General features: G+C 74.0%; 10 protein-coding genes. 5 read left to right on the top strand and 5 right to left on the bottom strand.

Features of this window, described 5'->3' with window-relative positions; genetic code table 11:
- The first annotated feature begins 52 nt into the window (after positions 1–52).
- The 5 genes from BLT82_RS14600 to BLT82_RS14580 are packed head-to-tail and all read left to right on the top strand — an operon-like array spanning position 53 to position 7,142.
- On the top strand, positions 53–3,355 hold the full coding sequence (locus tag BLT82_RS14600; RefSeq protein ID WP_093654720.1) for a non-ribosomal peptide synthetase: 3,303 nt from the start codon (positions 53–55) through the stop codon (positions 3,353–3,355).
- A gap of 34 nt (positions 3,356–3,389) precedes the next feature.
- Positions 3,390–4,790 (top strand): serine hydroxymethyltransferase, encoded by a 1,401-nt coding sequence (locus BLT82_RS14595; RefSeq protein ID WP_244291966.1) that lies wholly within the window; start codon positions 3,390–3,392, stop codon positions 4,788–4,790.
- Positions 4,787–5,473 (top strand): DUF2461 domain-containing protein, encoded by a 687-nt coding sequence (locus BLT82_RS14590; RefSeq protein ID WP_167746011.1) that lies wholly within the window; start codon positions 4,787–4,789, stop codon positions 5,471–5,473. Before BLT82_RS14595 ends, BLT82_RS14590 begins: the two co-directional genes overlap by 4 nt.
- The gene (locus tag BLT82_RS14585) at positions 5,470–6,561 is read left to right on the top strand and encodes a threonine aldolase family protein (protein WP_244291965.1); all 1,092 of its coding nucleotides are present in this window, start codon (positions 5,470–5,472) and stop codon (positions 6,559–6,561) included. Before BLT82_RS14590 ends, BLT82_RS14585 begins: the two co-directional genes overlap by 4 nt.
- Positions 6,561–7,142, top strand: coding sequence for a GNAT family N-acetyltransferase (locus BLT82_RS14580; RefSeq protein WP_093654714.1), 582 nt, complete (start codon positions 6,561–6,563; stop codon positions 7,140–7,142). The genes BLT82_RS14585 and BLT82_RS14580 overlap by 1 nt, the downstream gene beginning before the upstream one ends.
- Positions 7,143–7,246: 104 nt before the next feature.
- On the opposite strand, the gene BLT82_RS14575 is transcribed toward BLT82_RS14580, so the two are convergent.
- From BLT82_RS14575 to BLT82_RS14555, 5 genes are read right to left on the bottom strand one after another with little or no spacing between them, the layout of a single operon-like run.
- Positions 7,247–8,338 carry an acyl-CoA dehydrogenase family protein gene (locus BLT82_RS14575; RefSeq protein ID WP_093654712.1) on the bottom strand — a complete coding sequence of 364 codons (1,092 nt, stop codon included), beginning with the start codon at positions 8,336–8,338 and terminating at the stop codon, positions 7,247–7,249.
- 38 nt (positions 8,339–8,376) lie between these two features.
- Entirely contained in the window at positions 8,377–9,567 is a 1,191-nt protein-coding gene (locus BLT82_RS14570) for an acyl-CoA dehydrogenase family protein (protein WP_093654710.1), read from the bottom strand.
- A gap of 29 nt (positions 9,568–9,596) precedes the next feature.
- A complete protein-coding gene (locus tag BLT82_RS14565) occupies positions 9,597–11,009 on the bottom strand; it encodes a condensation domain-containing protein (protein ID WP_093654708.1) in 1,413 nt (470 codons plus the stop codon).
- Positions 11,006–14,362, bottom strand: a complete 3,357-nt coding sequence (locus tag BLT82_RS14560) for a non-ribosomal peptide synthetase (RefSeq protein WP_093654706.1) — start codon at positions 14,360–14,362, stop codon at positions 11,006–11,008. Before BLT82_RS14560 ends, BLT82_RS14565 begins: the two co-directional genes overlap by 4 nt.
- A complete protein-coding gene (locus BLT82_RS14555; RefSeq protein WP_093654704.1) occupies positions 14,355–18,443 on the bottom strand; it encodes a non-ribosomal peptide synthetase in 4,089 nt (1,362 codons plus the stop codon). The genes BLT82_RS14560 and BLT82_RS14555 overlap by 8 nt, the downstream gene beginning before the upstream one ends.
- Positions 18,444–18,515: the final 72 nt, after the last annotated feature.

Below are 18,515 nucleotides of genomic sequence, written 5' to 3'. Positions count from 1 at the left end.
CCTCCGCAGTCCCGGCCAGTTGAATTCCCGTTACCGCGAGTGGAGTTGGACCATGACCGAGCTCTTGCACGGCCCCGCCGACAGCGCCGCCCCCTTCCCCATGACCGAGACGCAGCAGGCGCTGATGATCGGACGGGGAGAGGGAGTCGAGCTGGGCAGCATCGGCTGCTACGGCTACTTCGAATGGGAGCGCCAGGACCTGGATCCGGAGCGGTTCGCCACCGCCTGGCGCCGGGTCGTCGCCCGCCACGACATGCTGCGCGCCGTCGGCCGCTCCGACGGCACGCAGCACGTGCTCGCCGAACCTCCCCCGTACGACACACCGGTGCTGGACCTGCGCGGGCTCGCCGCCGACGACGTCGAGCAGCGGCTCGCCGGACTGCGCGAGGAGATGAGCCACCGGGTGTTCCCGGTGGGCAGCTGGCCGCTGTTCGACCTCAGGTTCGTGCTGCTGCCGGGCGAGGGGAACCGGGGCCGGGTCCATCTGGGCATCGATCTGCAGGTGCTGGACGCCTCCAGCGCGTTCCAGGTGCTCTTCCCGGACCTGATCGACCTGTACGAGGACCCGGGGGCCGAACTGCCCGAGCCGGGGCTCACGTTCGCCGAGTACGCGCACTGGCGCGCCGACGTCTTGCCGGGCACCGAGGCGTTCCGCGCGGCCCGCGACTACTGGCTGGAGCGGGTGCCGCAGCTCCCGCCGGCGCCCTCGCTGCCGAAGGGCGGGGGCGGTGGGGGCGACGTGCGCTTCGAACGGCACGAGCACCGGCTGGCGCCCGCGGACTGGGACCGCCTCAGGAAGGTGGCGCGAGAGGCGGAAGTGACCCCGTCGGTGCTGCTCACCGCGGCGTTCGCCGAGGTGGTCCGCTGCTGGGCGGAAGAGACCGACTTCACCCTGAACTACCCGGTCTTCGAGCGCCCCCGGGTGCACGAGGACATCGGTTCGGTGCTGGGGGACTTCACCAACGCCGTGCTGCTCGCCGCCGACGGTTCGGGCGCGACGTTCCTCGACCGGGCGCACGCCCTGCGCGACCAGCTCCGCCGGGACATGGAGCACGGTTCGTTCAACGGCGTGCGGGTGCTGCGCGAGCTGACCCGGCTGCACGGTGCCGGCGCGCAGGCCGGCATGCCGGTGGTCGTCACCAGCCTGCTGGACTACCCGGCCCGCCGCCCGGTCACCGATCTGGGGCACGAGGTCCACTCGATCTCGCAGACCCCGCAGGTCTCCCTCGACGTCCAGTTGCGCGAGCTCGGCGGGGAACTGCGGATCATCTGGGACTACGTCGACGGCGCCTTCGCGCCGGGGTTCACCGAGGCCGCGTTCGGGGCGTACGTCTCCCTCGTCCGGCGCCTGGTGGACGACCCGCAGAGCCTGCACAGCCGGCGCTTCGACCTGATCCCCCCGGCCGAGCGCGAGCTGCGCCGCCGCGTCAACGACACCGCGGGGCAGATTCCGTACACCACCCTGCACGAGCTGTTCGCCGAGCAGGCCGCCCGCACACCGGACGCCGAGGCCGTCGTGGACGCCGGACGCCGTCTCACGTACGCGGAACTCGCCGCCTACGCCTGGCGGATCGGCCGCCGGCTGCGGCAGCACGGGGCGAAGCCGGGCGAACTGGTCGCCATCGTGATGGAGAAGGGCTGGGAGCAGTACGCCGCGGTCTACGGGATCCTGGCCTCCGGGGCGGCGTATCTGCCGCTCGACGCCTCCCTGCCGCCCGAGCGGCTGCGCAGGCTCCTGGCACACGCCGGGGTGGACAAGGTCCTCACCCAGTCCCGGCTGGAGTCCCGGATCGGCTGGCCGCCGCACGTCCACCGCTACCGCGTGGACGAGGACTTCGAACTCGGCGACGCCACCCGGCCCGGGATCGCGCAGACCCCGGCGGACATGGCGTACACCATCTTCACCTCGGGTTCGACGGGCGAGCCCAAAGGCGTGATGGTCGACCACATCGGTGTCGTCAACCTGATCCGCGACGTGGCCCGGCGGTTCGGGGTGGACGCCTCCGACCGGCTGCTGGCCGTCTCCGGACTGCACTTCGACGCGTCGATCTACGACGTGTTCGGCGTGCTGACGCAGGGTGGCACGGTCGTCGTCCCGCCACCGTTCGAGCACGCCGAGCCCGACGTGTGGGCCGACCTGGTGTCCGCGGAACGCGTCACGCTGTGGAACTCCGTGCCGGTGCTGATGGAACTCCTCGTCGGCGAGGCGGAGGTGCGCGAACGGCGCGGCGGCGGACGGCCGCTGGAGTCGCTGCGCCTGTCGGTGCTCTCCGGCGACTGGATCCCGCTGACGCTGCCCGACCGGCTGCGCGCCCAGTGCCCCCGCATCGAGGTGGTGGGCTCGGGCGGCCCGACGGAGACGATCTGCTGGTCGCTGTTCCAGCCGATCGGCGAGGTCGACCCGGCCTGGACCAGCATCCCGTACGGCAAACCCATCACCAACCAGCGGTACTACGTCGTGGACGGCTCCGCCCGGGAGCGCCCGCTGGGCGTGGTCGGCGAGATGGCCGTCGCGAGCGACGTCGGGCTGGCGCTCGGCTACCTGAACGACGAGGAACTGACCCGCAGCCGCTTCGTGGCCCTGCCGGACACCGGTGAACGGGCCTATCTCACCGGGGACCTGGGGCGTTACCTCCCGGACGGAAGCATCGAGATCCTGGGCCGGGGCGACTTCCAGGTGAAGATCCAGGGGCACCGGATCGAACTCGGCGAGATCGAGGCGGCACTGCGGCAGGACGAGCGCGTCGCGGCGGCCGTCGTGGTCGCCCCCGCCAGTGCCCACGGCGTCCGGCGGCTGCACGCCTACGTCGTCGCCGGCCCCGGGGGCACGGGCGAGCAGATCCTCGCCCGGCTCTCGGAGCAGCTGCCCGCGTACATGGTCCCCTCCGCGCTGACCGTGCTGGAGGAGCTGCCGCTCACCCGCAACGGCAAGGTGGACCGCCTGCTGCTCGCCTCCACCGCCGGAAGCCGCCAGGCCGCCGACGACTCCGCGGCGGCGGACGCGGCCACGGAGCCGGGCGACGCACTGGAGCTGGTGCTGTGCGCGGCCGTTGCCGACATCCTCGGCCTCGACCGCGTCGGCCCCGGCGACAACTTCTTCAGGCTGGGCGGCGATTCGCTCAGCGGAACCCGGCTGGCCGGCCTCCTCCAGGACCTGCTGGGGGTGCCGGTGCCCGTCAAGACCGTGTTCCGCACCCCGGTCCTGGCGGAACTGGCCGCGCGGATCGCCGCCGACGAGAAGCACGGCGCGGAGGCACTGGCCGCCGCGGAGGCACTCGGCGCGCTTCCGGACGAGGACGGCGCTGACCTTCCCGCCGGGGTATCGGACCTGCCCGGGGCCGCGGCCGGCGCCTGACCGACGACCACAGGAACTCCACGAGGGGACAGCCATGACCTTCACCCTGCCCGCGCCGCTGGGCGCCCCGGTCGAGGACGGTGCTCCACCGGCCGCCGGGGTGCGGCCGCAAGCACCGGACATGATCACCTTTGCCGGACACGCCGCCGCCCGGCTGCGCCGGACCGACGCCGTACTGTACGAACTGCTCAACCGGGAGGCGGCCCGGCAGAACAGCACCCTGATGATGGTCGCCGCCTCGAGCGTCGCCGACCCGTCCGTGCTGGCCTGCGGCGGAAGCACGCTCGGGAATCTCACCGCCGAGGGCTATCCGGGCGGGCGCTACCACGCCGGCTGCTCCGTCGCCGACGAGATCGAGCGTCTGGCGATCGAGCGGGCCTGTGCGGCGTTCTCGGCCCAGGACGCCATCGTCCAGCCGCACTCGGGGTCGTCCGCGAACCTGGCGGTGCTCACCGCCCTGCTCGCACCCGGAGACACCCTGCTCGGCCTGGACCTCGACTGCGGCGGCCATCTCACCCACGGCTCGCCCGCCTCCGTCAGCGGCCGCTACTACAACGCGGTGGGTTACCGGCTCACCCCCGAAGGGCTGCTGGACTACGACCGGATCCGCGATCTCGCCCTCGCCCACCGGCCCAAGCTGATCGTCTGCGGCGCGAGCGCCTACCCGCGCAGCATCGACTTCGCCCGTTTCCGGGAGATCGCCGACGAGACGAACGCCTATCTGCTCGCCGACATCTCCCACATCGCGGGCCTCGTCGCGGCGGGACTGCACCCGAGTCCCGTCGACCACGCCCACATCACCACCACGAGCACCTACAAGCAGCTGTACGGGCCTCGGGGCGGGCTGATCCTGCTCGGCCGCGACGCCCGCAAGTCCGGACCCGAGCGCGGGACCCTCGCCTCGACCATGCGCCGCGCCGTGTTCCCGTTCACCCAGGGCACCCCCGACCTCGCGTCGGTCGCGGCCAAGGCGCGGGCCCTGGACTTCGTGGCGGGGCCCGAGTTCGCCGAACTGGCCAAGCGGCTGGCGGACGGCGCCCAGGCGATCGCCGAGCGGCTGTCCGAACGCGGCCTGCGCCTGGTCACCGGCGGCACGGACACCCACATGGTGCTCATCGACCTGCGCCCGGCCGGACTGACCGGGGACGTCGCCGAGCAGGCCCTGGAGTCGTGCGGCATCGTCGTCAACCGCAACCGCGTCCCCGGCGACACCACCCCCGTGCGGACCACCGCCGGGCTGCGGCTGGGCAGCAACACCCTGGCGGCCCGCGGCATGGACCGCAACGCGGCCGGCGAGTGCGCGGACCTGGTCGCGGACGTCCTCGACGCGCTGCGGGCCGGCTCGGGGGTGCTTCCGGCCGAGGCGCGCGCGGCGGCGCGGGCCCGGGTCGACGGGCTGTGCGCCCGCCACCCGCTGCCGGGGTACCTGTCGTGACGTTCAGCGGTTTCCCGCCCTCGGCACCGCGCCTGTACGAGGACCTCGCCGCCGAGAACTCCAAGGAGTCGTGGCGGGGGCGTCATCGCGCGGTGTACGAGAGGGACGTCCGCGCGCCCATGGAGGAGCTCGCCGGAGAACTGTCGGCTCACTTCGCGGAGTACGCGGGCGGGGTGCAGGTGCTCGGCCCGGTGCGGGACACCCGGATGTCCCACGACAAGTCCCCGTACAAGACGTACCAGGGCGCGTACCTGGACGTGCTGCCCGCGCTGGGCTTCTGGATGCACCTGGACCGGGACGGGCTGTACGCCTCGGGGCGCTGGTACCCGTACGGCGGTGCCGAGGTCGTCCGCTACCGCGCCGCCGTCGAGGAGGAGGACGGCGGAGCGGAGCTGGCCGCGATCACCGCCCGGCTGACCGCCCTGGGGTTCGCGATCGGCGGCGACAGGCTCGCGACCCGGCCGCGGGGCGTGCCGGCCGGCCACCCCCGGCTGGAGCTGCTGCGGCACCGCAAGATCGACGCCGGACGGCGGCTCGGACCGGGCTCCGTGCTCGGTTCGGCCGCGGCCGGCGCCTTCGTCCGGGAGACCTGGGAGCTGGTGCGGCCGCTGCTGGACTGGGCCGCGGTCCGCGGGCTGACACCGCGACCGCGAGGCGACCGAGGAGCTGAGACACCGTCATGACCATGGAGACCGTCGATCTGCGCAGCGACACCGTGACCCGTCCGACGCCCGCGATGCGCCGCGCGATGGCAGTCGCGGAGGTCGGCGACGACCTGTTCGGGGAGGACCCCACCGTCCGCGCCCTCGAGGACCGCCTGGCCGGGCTGTTCGGCTTCGGCGCGGCCCTGTTCGTCCCGTCGGGCGTGATGGCCAATCAGATCGCGCTGAGACTGCTCGTGGCGCCGGGCCAGGAGATCGTCTGTGACGCCGACGCCCACATCCTGGCCCACGAGGAGGGCTCGCCGGCCCGGTACGGGGGGATCCAGACGCGCACCGTCCGCGGCGAGCGGGGCCTGCTCGGGGTCGAGGCGCTGGAGGGCGCGCTGCGACCCGGCAACGCCTACACGGTCGGCACCCGCGCCGTGGCGCTCGAGCAGACCCACACCCGCGCGGGCGGCACCGTGTACCCCCTGGAGACCCTGCGCGCGGTCCGGCGGCTGACGGACCGCGCCGGGATCTCCGTGCACATCGACGGCGCCCGGGTCTGGAACGCGCACACCGCGACCGGCACACCGCTCCGGGAGTACGGGTCCCCGGTGGCCGACACCCTGTCGGTGTGCCTGTCGAAGGGCCTCGGCGCCCCGGTCGGTTCCGTTCTCCTCACGGCCGCCGAGCACCTTCCCAGGGCGCGTTCGTTGCGGCACGGTCTGGGAGGAGGCATGCGGCAGTCGGGAATCCTGGCCGCCGCGGGCCTCCACGCGCTGGACCACCACCTGGAACGCATGGCCGACGACCACGCCCACGCGGCCCTGCTCGCGGCCGAGCTGCGGGACGCCGGATGCGCCGTGCGGCCGCAGGAGACCAATGTCGTCCTCGTCGACGCCCCCGGCGCCGAGGAGGTCGTGGCCGGTGCGGCCCGGGAGGGGGTCCTGGTGACCGCGCCCGGTCCCGGAGTGGTCCGGATCGTCACACATCTGGGTGTCGGACGGCAGGCGTGCCGTCGTGCCGCGGGGGTCCTGGCGGCCCTCATGGGCGAGGGTCGCCGGACGGGGGGCGGTTCCGCGGCCGCGGAACGCGCACAGCAATGGAAAGAGAGCGAAGTAGCCTGATGAATTTGGAAGTTCTGCCGGCGACCGCCGAACGATGGGACGACGCGCGAGCGGTCCTGCAGCCCCGCAAGAGCGCGCACACCTGCTGGTGCATGGCCTGGCGGCTGACCACCGGCGACTACGGGCGGATGACCGCCGACGAGCGGGGCGCGCACCTGCGCTCCCTCGTCGAGGCGGGGAACCCGGCGCCCGGGGTGCTCGGCTATCTCGACGGTGAGGTGGCCGGCTGGTGCAACGTGGCACCGCGCAAGCACCTCGACCGGCTCACCTCGTCGAAGACGATCCTCCCCGTGGACGACCTGCCGGTGTGGTCCGTGACGTGCTTCGTGGTGCGCAAGGAGTTCCGCGGCAAGGGCGTCGCGTCCGGTCTGCTGGAGGGCGCGGTGGAGCACGCCCGGGTCAACGGCGCCCCGGCGGTGGAGGGTTACCCCGTGGACCCGGAGGGCGGCCGGGTGAACCCCACCCTCGCGTACGTCGGCACGATGGAGATGTTCGAGCGGTCCGGCTTCCGCCGGGTCCGCAGGACCGAGGCCAAGAGCGACAAGCGCCACCGCTGGGTGATGCGCCGCGACCTGGACTGAGCGCCCCACCGGCGGGCCGGCCGGCAGGGCAGGTTCCGGGACGGCTCGAGGGCGGTCCGTAGAAGGGGCTCCCGCGCTGCGGGAGCCCCTTCTCCCCGCCCTCCTCAGGCGGTGTGCGCGGCGATGTCCCACAGCTGGGTGGGGCGGCCGCAGCGCAGCGCCTCCCAGGCGGCCCGCCGGTAGCACCCTGCCACCAGCCCGTCCCTGACCAGCCCGGAGGCGCCATGCAGATGGACCGCGTCACGGGTGACGTCCAGCGCGGTCTCCGCGGTCAGCGCGATCAGCCCGGCGGCGTCACCGGGGCCGAGCCGGTTCTCGTCGAGGTCCCTGGCGGCGTCGCCGACCGCCCAGCGCACCGCGTCGAGACGGGCCAGCAGACCGGCGACCCTGAGCCGCGGCCCCTGGTGCTTCACCAGCGCCTGCCCGAACTGCCGGCGGCTCCTGATGCGGGAGACGACGGCCGTCAGTGCCGCCGCGGTGATCCCGGCGAGCAGCGACGCCTGGTGGACGGCGGCGCGCAGTCCCGCTCGCGCCAGCGCCTGCTCGGCGGCGAGCCCGCGCAGGACCACGGATTCCGCAGGTATCCGGGCTCCGTCGAGGAAGGCGCCCGAGACCGCGCCGCCTCCGTGGTCGCGCAGCGCACGCAGTTCGACCCCGGGGGCCCGAGGATCGACGAGGGCGACGCAGGGCCCGTCGGGCCCGGATGCCAGGACGAGCAGCGAGCCCGGCTCCACACCCGCTGCGAAGGGCCCTCCGGAACCGGTCAGCACGACACCGCCGTCGTCGCCGTCGGGCTTCCAGGTGACGCCGGGCGGAACGGCCCCACGCGGGTCGGGAAGCCGGCCCGGTACGGCGACGGGGTGCGCTCCGTCCCGAACCCGGTCGAGCAGGCCGTCGAGTCCCTCCGGAGCGAGCGGCCCGAGCCCGGACATCAGGTCCAGCGCGAGGAACGTGTCGGTGAGCGGCACCGGCTGCATCGCGTTGCCGCCCTCCTCGCAGACCATGGCGATGACGGCCTGGCCGAGGTCGAGGCCGTCCATGCCGATGGGCAGGGCGAACTCCCAGGCCCCCACGCCCGTCAACGCCTCCCATGCGCTGACCGGCGTGCCGGCGTCGATCTCCAGGCCCTGACGGACGGTGAGCCGGAGCTGGCGGAAGAGGGAGTCCTCGTCCTCGCGCTCCCGCCACCGTTCCACGGGTGGCCTCCCGTCCCCTGTCCGTTGTGCTGCGCTTGTCAAGGCCGTACCTCCGCCCCAGAGTCGAGGCGCAGCCGGGCCAGCGTCTCGAGCATCATCTCGGCGGTGCCGCCCGATATCCGCATCCCGGGGGCTTCCCGCAGCGCCGAGTCCAGTGGATGTGCCACCCCGTCGGTACCGGGGTCGTCGAGGGTCATGCTGTGGTCGCCGTCCAGTTCGGCGGCCCACCAGGCGACCTCGGCGGCGAGTTCGGTGGTGTACCACTTGGCCGCCGCCGCCTCGTCCTCGTTGAGCTCTCCCCGGTCCAGCCGGGTCAGCACGCGCCGTACGAGCGTGCCCGCGGCCAGCAGGCGGGCGTTGAGCTTGGCGAGGCCGATCTGGTCGTGCTGGCCGGACTGCAGCCGTTCGGTGTGGGCTTCGAGCCGCTCCACGGCGGCGCGGTACCAGCGCAGGGCCTTGACGTAGTAGTCGAGTCCGGTGCGTTCGAAGGCGAGCGTCTTGACGACGATCGCCCAGCCCTGGCCGGGCCTGCCGACCACGTCGTCGGCGGTCACGGCCACCCCGTCCAGGGTGACCTCGTGGAAGGCGTCGTCCCCGATGCCGGGGACAGCGGTGATCGTCACTCCCTGCTGGGCCAGGGGCACCAGGAACAGGGTGAAGGCGTCGTTCTCGGCGCGCGCGAGGCACAGTCCGTAGTCGGCGAGGCCGGCGAACAGCGAGTGGACCTTGGTGCCGTAGAGCTTGTAGCCGCCGTTGCCGTCGGAGACGGCGCGGGTGGACAGGATGTTCAGGTCGGAGCCGGCCTGCGGCTCGCTGAAGAGCACGCAGCCGAAGGCGGTTCCGGCGGCGAAGCCCGGCAGATGGCGGGCCTTCATGGCGGGGCTCGCGACGTTGAGGAGGGTGGAGCCCACGATCTGCACGGTCAGGGTGTGCAGCAGGTCGGGTACGTCGTGCATCGCCAGTTCCTCGACGAGCACGGCGGAGGCGACCTGGCTGACGCCACGGCCGCCGAACTCCTCGGGCCACTGCGGGGCGAGCAGCCCCGCTTCGCCGAGCGCCCGGTGCACGGGGCGGGGGTCCCTGCTGCGCCGGGCGGCGGCGACGGGTGCGGACACCAGGACGTCGTGGATCTCCTCACGGAGGGCTCGCATGGGCGTGCGGGGCTCACCCTCACCGGAGCGGACGAGGCCGCAGTCGGCGGGGGCCCGGTAGAACTCGGTGGTGAGCAACGGTTACTCCCAGGGGCTAGGGCCGGTCGTCAAGGGGTGGTCCCGGGGGACGCGGCGGCACGGGCGAGGACGTCCTCGACTCCGCCGAGCAGCGCGGTCACGTCCCCGGGACCGGCGGCCCTGCGATTGAACTCGGCCGTTCCGCCGATCTCGCCGTCGCGTTCGACCAGGCCGAAGCAGGCCACGGTGACGGCGGGGTCGGTGCTGTACAGCTCCAGGTGGTGCGCGGGCGGTCCGGGAAGCTGGCCCACCTCGATGCCCGGCAGGCCGAGCGACACGGCCGGGTAGTTGTGAAGGGCGAAGAGGACGTCGTAGGGCTGGGTCCCGGCGGTGAACAGCTCGTCCACGGGAAGCCGCTGGTGACTCAGCGCGTCGGCGACCGCCGTGCGGGTGCGGTGCAGGATCTCCACGAACGACGGGCGGCCGGACAGGTCGACCCGGATCGGCACGACGGTGGTGAACTGTCCCACGGCCCCTTCGAGCGGCCCGGCGAAGCGGCCCGCGGCCGGCGTGCCGACGACTGCGCCGGTGGTCCCGTCGCGGCGGGCCAGGACGACCGCCAGTGCCGCGACGAGCGTCATGAACGGGGTGGCGCCGGCCGCGGCGCCGAGGGCGAGCCCCTCGTCGAGCGGGCTGCCCGGCCCGCGGTCCATCCGCACCGGTACATGGCCCCGCTCGAAGCCGCCGGGTGCCCGCGGCACCGGCGGGATCCCGGCGAACGCGCCGCGCCGGTCCGCCAGTTCGGCGGTGCCGTCCGGGGAGGCGAGCCAGCGCCGCTGCCAGTCCGCGTGATCGGGGAGCTGCAGATCCGGCGGGGCGAGCCTCCCGGAGCCCTCCCGGTAGCCGGTGGCGAGATCGGTGAGGAAGACCCCCGACGACCAGCCGTCGAAGACGCCCAGGTGCGAGGCGAGGACGAGGACGTGGTCGTCCGGGCCGAGCGTCAGCAGCCGGAAGGCACTGGTGCGGCCGCTCTCCAGGGACAGTGGTGTCGCGGCGCTCTCGGCGAGCTGGGCGCCCACGGCCTCCCGCCGCGCCGCGGGCGTGAGGTGCGCCAGGTCCGTGCAGGTCAGCCGCAGGCACGGCTCCTCGTCCACCGTGAGCAGCGGTCCCCCGCCGTCCGGGGGTTCCCCGATTCGGCAGCGCAGCGCCTCGTGGCGGGCCAGTACACCGGTGAGCGCCTCGCGCAGCCGTCCCGTGTCCAGTCGTCCCGTGAGCCGTACGGCGTGCGAGCCCGTGCCGCTGCTGCCGGAGGTGCCGAGCCGTTCACGCCTCAGGAGCCGGGCCTGGAGTGCGGTGGCCGGGACCGGCCCCGCGCCGGAGCGCGGGGCCGGCCGGGCGGGGACGGGGCTCCGGGCGGCGAGCAGCATCCGGGCGAGCTCCCGCTTGGCCTCCGGCAGCGCGGCGAGGGCCCGGTCGACCCCGGTCCCGGTGGGGGCGGTCATCGCCCGCCGTCCGGGGTCTGCAGCGAGTCGAGCAGCGCCGCGGCCTCCTCGTCGCTCATGTTCTCGATCTGGTCGAAGACCGCCAGCAGCCGGTCCTGTTCGCCGGCCGCCTCGGCCCGGGCGGTGCGGACGAGGTCGGCGAGTCCGGCGACGGTCGGACGGCTGAAGAAGTCGGCCAGCGCGATGTCGATGCCGAAGACGGCACGGACCCGTGAGACGACGATGGTCGCCTGGAGCGAACTGCCGCCGAGGGCGAAGAAGTCGCCCTCGACGTCGGGGCTCGTCCACTCCAGCAGCGGGGTGAGGATGTCACGGCAGATCTGCTCCTCGACGGCGTCGCGCGGCGCGGTGCCGCCGGCGGCCTGGTCCACGGGCAGCGGAAGCGCGGCGACGTCGACCTTGCCGTGCGGGGTGAGGGGCAGGTCGTCCAGGACGACCACCACCGGCACCATGTAGCCGGGCAGCCGGGAGGCGGCGTAGGCCCGCAGTCCCTCGGCGTCGGCGACCTCGGAGGCGTACCCGCCGGCCTGCTCGACGGTGACGTACGCGGCGAGGACCGGCTCGCCCCCGGCGCCGGGCCGGGCGACGGCGACGGCCTGCTGGACGGAGGGGTGGCCGAGGAGCACCGCCTCGACCTCGCCCGGCTCGATGCGGTGGCCGCGCAGCTTCAGCTGCCGGTCGGTGCGGCCGAGGAACTCCAGGTTCCCGCCGGGGAGCCAGCGCACGAGGTCACCGGTGCGGTAGAGCCGCTCGGTCTCGGGACCGTCGGCCCAGGGATTGGTGACGAACCGTTCCGCCGTCAGTTCGGGCCGCCCGAGGTAGCCGCGTGCGACGCCGGGGCCGGCGACGCACAGTTCGGCCGGGACGCCGGGCGGCACGGGACGCAGCCGCTCGTCGAGGACGAACGCCTGGTGCCCCGGCATCGGGCGGCCGATCGGCGGATTGCGGTCGTAGCTGCCGGTGCAGTCCATGAGGGTGACGGCGACGGTGGCCTCGGTCGGGCCGTAGCCGTTGACGAACCGCCGCTCCCCCGCCGTCCATTCGGCGACCAGCTTGCCGGGGAACGCCTCGCCGCCGACGGAGACCAGCCGCAGGGCGGGCAGGCGGGACTGGTCGAGCAGGGGCAGCAGGGCGGGCGGCAGCTCGGCCACGGTCACCGCGTCGTCGCGCATCCGGACCTCGAGGAGTGCCGGGTCGCGGCGCTCGTCGTCGGTGGCGATGACGAGCTCTCCGCCTGCCAGCAGGGTGGTGAAGACCTCGAAGACGGAGACGTCGAAGGTGAGCGGCGCGAAGTGCAGGACGCGGTCGCCGGTGCCGATCTCGTACGCCCGGGCGATGGTGCGGGAGAAGTGGGCGACCGAGCGGTGCTCGATCATGACGCCCTTCGGGGTGCCGCTGCTGCCGGAGGTGTAGAGCACGTAGGCGAGGTCGGCGGGGCTCGACGTCGGCGCCAGGGACGGCACTTCGCGCACCGGGGCCGTGGTGCCCGCCGTGACGAGTTCCAGCGGTACGGGCAGATCGGCCGCATCGTCGACGAGGGCGTGCCGGACGCCGGCGTCGGCCAGCACGGTCCTGGTGCGCTCGGCCGGGGCGGCCGGGTCGACGGGTATGTAGTGCGCACCGGCCTTGAGGGTGCCCAGCAGTGCGGCGACGGCTGCCGGGCCGCGTCCGAGGCAGACGGCGACCGGGTCGCCGTGCCGTACGCCCCGGTCGCGCAGCCGGTGGGCGATGGCCTCGGACCAGCGGTCCAGGGCCGCGTAGTCCAGTGTCGTGGCGCCGTGCCGGACGGCGACGGCGTCGGGCTGGATGGTGGCCCGTTCGCGGAAGGCCCGGTCGAGCGTGGTGGTCCAGGCGGCCTCGTCGACGGGTCCGCCGCGGGACAGCTCCCGGGCGTGCCGGGACGCTGCGGGCTCCTCCACGAGGCTGATCTCGCCTACGGGGAGGTCGGGGTCGGCGGCGACCTGCTCGATGACCCGGCGGAAGGCGGTGAGCAGCGCGGAGGCGGTGCCGTGCCGGTAGAGCGAGGTGTTGTACTCCAGGGACAGCTCCAGCCCGTCGTTCTCGCCGACGAGGAAGCTCATGTCGAACTTGGCCGCCCCGTCGTGCAGTTGCTCCACGGCGAAGTCGACATCGACGGAGCGGGTGGAGTGGGCGCCCCAGTGGCCGAGCGAGGTGAACTCGATCTGGAACAGGGGGTGCCGCAACGGGTCGCGGACCGGGCGTACGGCGTCGACGACCTGTTCGAAGGGGAGCTCGCTGTTGGTGAAGGCGTCCATGACGGTGCCCGCCGTGCGCGAGACGAGCTCGCGGAAGGTGAGGCCGTCCCCGACCTCCGTGCGCAGGGTGATCATCTGGACGAAGCAGCCGATGACCCGCTCCAGGTCCGGGTGCGGGCGGGAGGCGCTGGCCGTGCCGACGACGACGTCCTCGGTGTGGGTCCAGTGGCGCAGCAGGGCGTTGAAGGCGGCGAGCAGGGTGGTGAAAACGGTGGTGTCGGAACTCTCGGCGACCGCCTTGAGACGGTCCAGCAGGTCCTGATCCAGCCGGAGGCTCAGTCCGCGGCCGTCGCCGCGGGTCTCGGGGCTGCGCGGATGGTCGGGCATGACCTCGGTGGCCTCGGCGCCGGCGAGCAGCTGCCGCCACTTGTCGGCGAGCGCACTGCGGTGCTCGGCGTTGTCGAGCTTGGCGCGTTGCCAGGCGGCGAAGTCGGCGTACTCGACGGGCGCTGCGGCCGCCTCAGGGCGCCGGCCGCGGGCCGCCTGGGCGTAGCAGGAAGTGAGCTCCTCGGTGAAGATGCGGGTGGAACCCGGGTCCCAGACGACGTGGTGGACGACCCACAGCAGTACGTGCCGTTCCTCGGCGAGCCGCACCAGGTGGGCCCGTACGGGAGGGGCGGCGGCCAGGTCGAAGGGAGCCGACGCGCAGGAGGCGGTGAGTTCGGCGAGCTCCCGGTCCTGGTCGTCGCTCGCGGCGAGGTCGCTGGTCCGGACGCCGAGGACGAAGGCGGGCACGGGTTCCTGCCAAGGCACCCCGTCGACCTCGACGAGCCTGCTGTGCAGGACCTGATGGCCGGCGACGACGGCGTTGACCGCCTCGTGCAGCGCGGCCCGGTCGAGCGGCCCGTCCAGCCGGACGGCGAGGGCTATGTTGTTGCGCGCCTTGCCCGCGCCCAGCCGGTCGACGAACCACATCTGCTCCTGCTGGAAGGAGGCACGGGAGCGCGGTCCGTGGTCGGCACGCTTGAGCTCGACGCGGTGGCCGACCCCCGCGGTCATCTGGTTGCGCATCCGGCCCAGCAGCCGGGAGCGCTGCCCCTGGGGCAGCCGGCCGAGCCGTTCGGCGAGGTCAGACATGGGTTCCTCCGTTGCGGTGCAGATCGGCCAGCAGCGCGGCGAGCCGGTCGGGCAGATGCTTGGCGAAGTAGTGGCGGCCGCCGGGGATCACGGCGAGCCGCAGGTCACGGGCGTACCGGCCCCACGCGAGATGGCCCTGTTCGTATCCCTGGGTGGCGTCGTCGGCGTCGCCGACGACGCAGGTGAGCGGGGTGGCGAGGGGTCGTTCGTAGCCCTGGGGAGTGCGGGCGAAGAACCGGGCGGCCTCGGTCATGTCGTGCCGGACCATCCGCATGACGGCGGTCAGGTCGCTGTCGTCGAGGACGCCGTCGAAGCCGTCCATGGCGGTGAGGTAGGCGACGAGGTCGTCGTCGCTGGAGGTGCGTTCCATCTCCAGGGCGAAGTCGGGGTCGTCCTCCGGGAGTGCCGCGGCCAGGTGGAGCGCCACGGGCCGCAGCCCGTCGCGTTCCAGCACCTGTGTGGTCTCCAGGGCGGCGACGACGCCGGCGCAGTGGCCGTAGACCGCGAACGGTCCGGTGACGGTGCGGGCGATCTCGCGGGCGGCGAGTTCGGCGAACTCGGCGACCGGGAGCATCGGGCCCGGCGCGAGCGGGTCGTGGCCGGGCGGGGAGACGGCCACCAGCTCGATGTGCGGGGGCAGTTCGGCGGCCAGCGGCCGGTAGGCGATGGCGTCGCCGCCGCCGTGGGGGAAGCACACGAGGGTCAGGGCGGCCCTGTCGCCCTCGGTCCGGGAGGACAGCCGGTGCAGCAGCCGGTGCGGTTCGGTCCCGTCGCCGCCGCTGCCGCCCGCTTCGGCGGCGCGGGCGGCGAGGCCGGCCGGTGTCGGGTTGCCGAACAGGTCGACCACGCGCAGTGCGTGCGCCTCCGGCAGGGCCTCGGCGACGGCCCGGACCGCGCGCACGGCGGCGAACGAGTCGCCGCCCAGGGCGAAGAAGTCGTCGTCGACGGCGACGTCCGTGAGTCCGAGGACCTCCGCCCAGACGGCCGCGATCCGGCGGGCCGCGGGCGTTCCCCGGGCACCCCCGGTCTCGGCGGCGGGTCCGGCCGAGGGAGCGGCGGCACGCGGATCGGGCAGGGCGTTGCGGTCGACCTTGCCGTTGGGGCTGAGCGGCAGCCGGTCCAGGACGACGAGTTCGGCGGGCACGCAGTGCGGAGGCAGCACCGTGCCGAGGGAGGCGCGCAGGGCGGCGGTGTCCGGGACCGCGCCGTCCTCGGGCACGAGGTAGCCCACCAGGCGTGCCGAGCCGGCGGCCTGCCGGGCGACGACGACGGCCTCGCGGACGCCGGGCAGGTCGCGCAGGGCGCCCTCCACCTCGCCCGGTTCGATGCGCAGCCCGTTGAGCTTGATCCGGAAGTCGGTGCGCCCGAGCAGTTCGACGGTGCCGTCGGGCAGGTAGCGGGCGAGGTCCCCGGTGCGGTAGAGCCGTTCGGTGCGCCCGGGTTCGAGCTCGACGTGGACGAACTTCTCCGCGGTCAGCTCCGGCCGGTTGAGGTATCCGCGGGCCAGTCCGGCGCCGCCGAGGTGGAGTTGGCCGGGCACGCCGACCGGAACCAGCCGGTCCTCGGGGTCGAGGATGTAGGTGAGCTGGTTGGCCATCGGCCGGCCGTACGGAAGCTTCGTCCAGCCGGGCTCGACGCGGTCCACCCGGTACTCGACGGAGTGGATGGACGCCTCGGTCGCGCCGCCGAGCGCGGCGAACCGCAGCCCGGGAGCGAAGGCCCGGATCCGGTCGGGCTGGGTGACGGGGATCCAGTCGCCGCCGAGGAAGGCGGTGCGCAGGCCGGGCAGCGCGGGGCCGGAGGCGTGCTCCAGCTGGTCGAGGAGCAGCCCGAGCAGGGCGGGCGCGGAGTTCCACACGGTCACGCCGTGACGCTCGATCAGCTCGGCCCAGTGGGCCGGGTCCTTGGCGGCGGCGGGGTCCGGCAGGACGACCGTGCCGCCGGCCGCGAGCATGCCGAGCGTCTCGTACACGCTCATGTCGAAGCTGGGCGAGGACAGGGCGAGGACGGCGTCGCCGGGGCCGATGCCGTAGGACCGGTTGAGGTCGAGCAGGTTGTTGACGACTCCGCGGTGCTCCAGGGCGATGCCCTTGGGCGTCCCGGTGGAGCCCGAGGTGAAGATGACGTAGGCGAGGTCGCGGGAGGTGACGGGGACGGCGGGCCGGGTCGCGGGGAACGTCTCCACGAGGCGCCGATCGGCGTCCAGCAGGATCCGGGCGGTGCCGGGGCGCAGCGGCAGCCGGTCCGTGAGCTCCGCGTCGGAGACCACGATCGGCGGCGCCGCGTCCTCGAGCAGCAGGCGCAGGCGCTCCTGCGGGTACTCGGGGTCGAGCGGGACGTAGGCGGCGCCCGCCTTGAGGACGGCGAGGACCGCGGTGATCAGCCCGGGGCCACGGCGCAGGCACAGGGCGACGGTGCGGTCGGGGCCCGCGCCCTCCTCGATGAGGCGGTGGGCGAGCCGGTTCGCGCGCTCCTCCAGCTCCCGGTAGGTGACGGTCCAGCCGCCCAGGCCGCCGCAGACGACCGCCGCGGCGTCCGGCCGGCGGTCGGCGTGCTCCTCGAACAGCTGGTGGAGGCAGGCGTCCTGGGGGAAGGGGGCCCGGGTGGCGTTCCAGTCGTCCAGGGCGGCGCGGCGCTCAGCACCGGTGAGCAGTGGGAGGTCGCGGAGCGGCGTCTCCGGGCGGTCGGCGCCACCTTCGAGGGTGGTGAGGAAGTGGCCGAGGAGCCGGTCGACGGTCGTGGAGTCGAAGAGGTCGGTGGGGTACTCCACGAGGGCGCGGACGGTGCTGCCGGTGTCGTGGACGCTGATCATCAGGTCGTACTTGGTGGCGCGGGAGGCGAAGTCGAGGGGCTCGGTGCCGAGTCCGGCGAGTCCGGGCGCGGTGTCGGGGGTCTCGTCGAGCAGGAACATCACGGAGGTGAGCGGCGGCCGGCTGGGGTCGCGCGGCAGACCGGCCGTGTCCACGATCAGGTCGAAGGGCAGCTCCTGGTGGGCGTACGCCTGCAGGGTGGTCTGCCGGGTGGCGCGGACGAGGCCGGCGAACGAGAGGTCTCCGGGCGCGCCGATCCGCAACGGCAGGGTGTTGACGAAGAAGCCGATGAGGTCGCTGAAGGCGGGGTGGTCGCGGCCGGACACGGAGGTGCCGACGACGAGGTCGTCCTGGCCGGTCCAGCGGCGCAGGGTGGCGGCGAACCCCGCCAGTAGCGTCATGTACAGGGTGGCGCCCTCGGACTTGCCGAACTCCCTCAGCCGGGCGATGAGCCGCGGGGGCAGTTCGATGTACCGGGACGCTCCGGCGTGGCCGAACACGGGAGGCCGGGGACGGTCGGTGGGCAGGTCAACGGGGCTCGCGCCGGCGAGTTCCTCGCGCCAGAAGCCGGTGAGGCGCTCCAGCCGCTCGCCGCTGATGCGGCGGCGCTGCCAGGCGGCGAAGTCCGCGTACTGGAGGGCGAGCGGGGGCAGGGGGGCGGCGTCCGCCCCGGTCCTGGCCGCGTAGGCGCGCTCCAGTTCGGTGGTGAGCAGCCGCATGGACCAGCCGTCGGTGACGATGTGGTGCAGGTTGAGTACGAGCACGTGGTCGTCGGAGGTGATCCGGGCGAGCGAGGCGCGCAGCGGGATGTCCCCCGCGAGGTCGAAGGGGGCGGAGGCGTCCGCGTCGTAGAAGGCGCGGACGGCGTCCTCGCCGGGCAGTTCGGTCACCGGCAGCGGCAGCCGGTGGCCTTCCAGCACCCGGGGCACGGCCTCGCCCGCGCCCGGGACGTCCTCGTGGACGGTGCGCAGGATCTCGTGCCGGTCCACGAGGTCCTGCAGCGCGCCGTGGAGGGCGGGGACGTCGAGGGGGCCGCGGATGCGGGTGGCGACCGGCACGTTGTAGGCCGGGCTGCCGGGCTGGAGCTGGTCGACGAACCACAGCCGGCGCTGGGCGAACGAGAGCACCGGCGGCTCGGCCGGGTCCCGAGGTGCGGGCTCCGGGTCCTCCCGTACGGCGGCACGTCCCCCGTTGCGGCCGGCGAGGGCCTGGAACAGTGCCCGGCGGGACTTCGGCAGTGCGGCTATTCGTTCGGCGAGGGACTCGCTCACCTTGTGCCTCCGTGCGTGTGGTCGAGAGGAAGACGGCGGGGGGCGCGGTGGTGCGGGGTGCGGGGGTACGGA

This window comes from Streptomyces wuyuanensis, assembly GCF_900103455.1.
Classification (GTDB): Bacteria; Actinomycetota; Actinomycetes; order Streptomycetales; family Streptomycetaceae; genus Streptomyces; species Streptomyces wuyuanensis.
The sequence above is the reverse complement of the archived record's forward strand: the minus strand, read 5'-3'. Positions and strand labels throughout refer to the sequence as shown.

What these genes read in the sequence shown, in the direction of transcription:
- BLT82_RS14600 (WP_093654720.1), top strand. Translation starts at nt 53, where the DNA reads ATGACCGAGCTCTTGCACGGCCCCGCCGACAGCGCCGCCCCCTTCCCC.
- BLT82_RS14595 (WP_244291966.1), top strand. Translation starts at nt 3,390, where the DNA reads ATGACCTTCACCCTGCCCGCGCCGCTGGGCGCCCCGGTCGAGGACGGT.
- BLT82_RS14585 (WP_244291965.1), top strand. Translation starts at nt 5,470, where the DNA reads ATGACCATGGAGACCGTCGATCTGCGCAGCGACACCGTGACCCGTCCG.
- BLT82_RS14580 (WP_093654714.1), top strand. Translation starts at nt 6,561, where the DNA reads ATGAATTTGGAAGTTCTGCCGGCGACCGCCGAACGATGGGACGACGCG.
- BLT82_RS14565 (WP_093654708.1), bottom strand. Translation starts at nt 11,009, where the DNA reads ATGACCGCCCCCACCGGGACCGGGGTCGACCGGGCCCTCGCCGCGCTG.
- BLT82_RS14560 (WP_093654706.1), bottom strand. Translation starts at nt 14,362, where the DNA reads ATGTCTGACCTCGCCGAACGGCTCGGCCGGCTGCCCCAGGGGCAGCGC.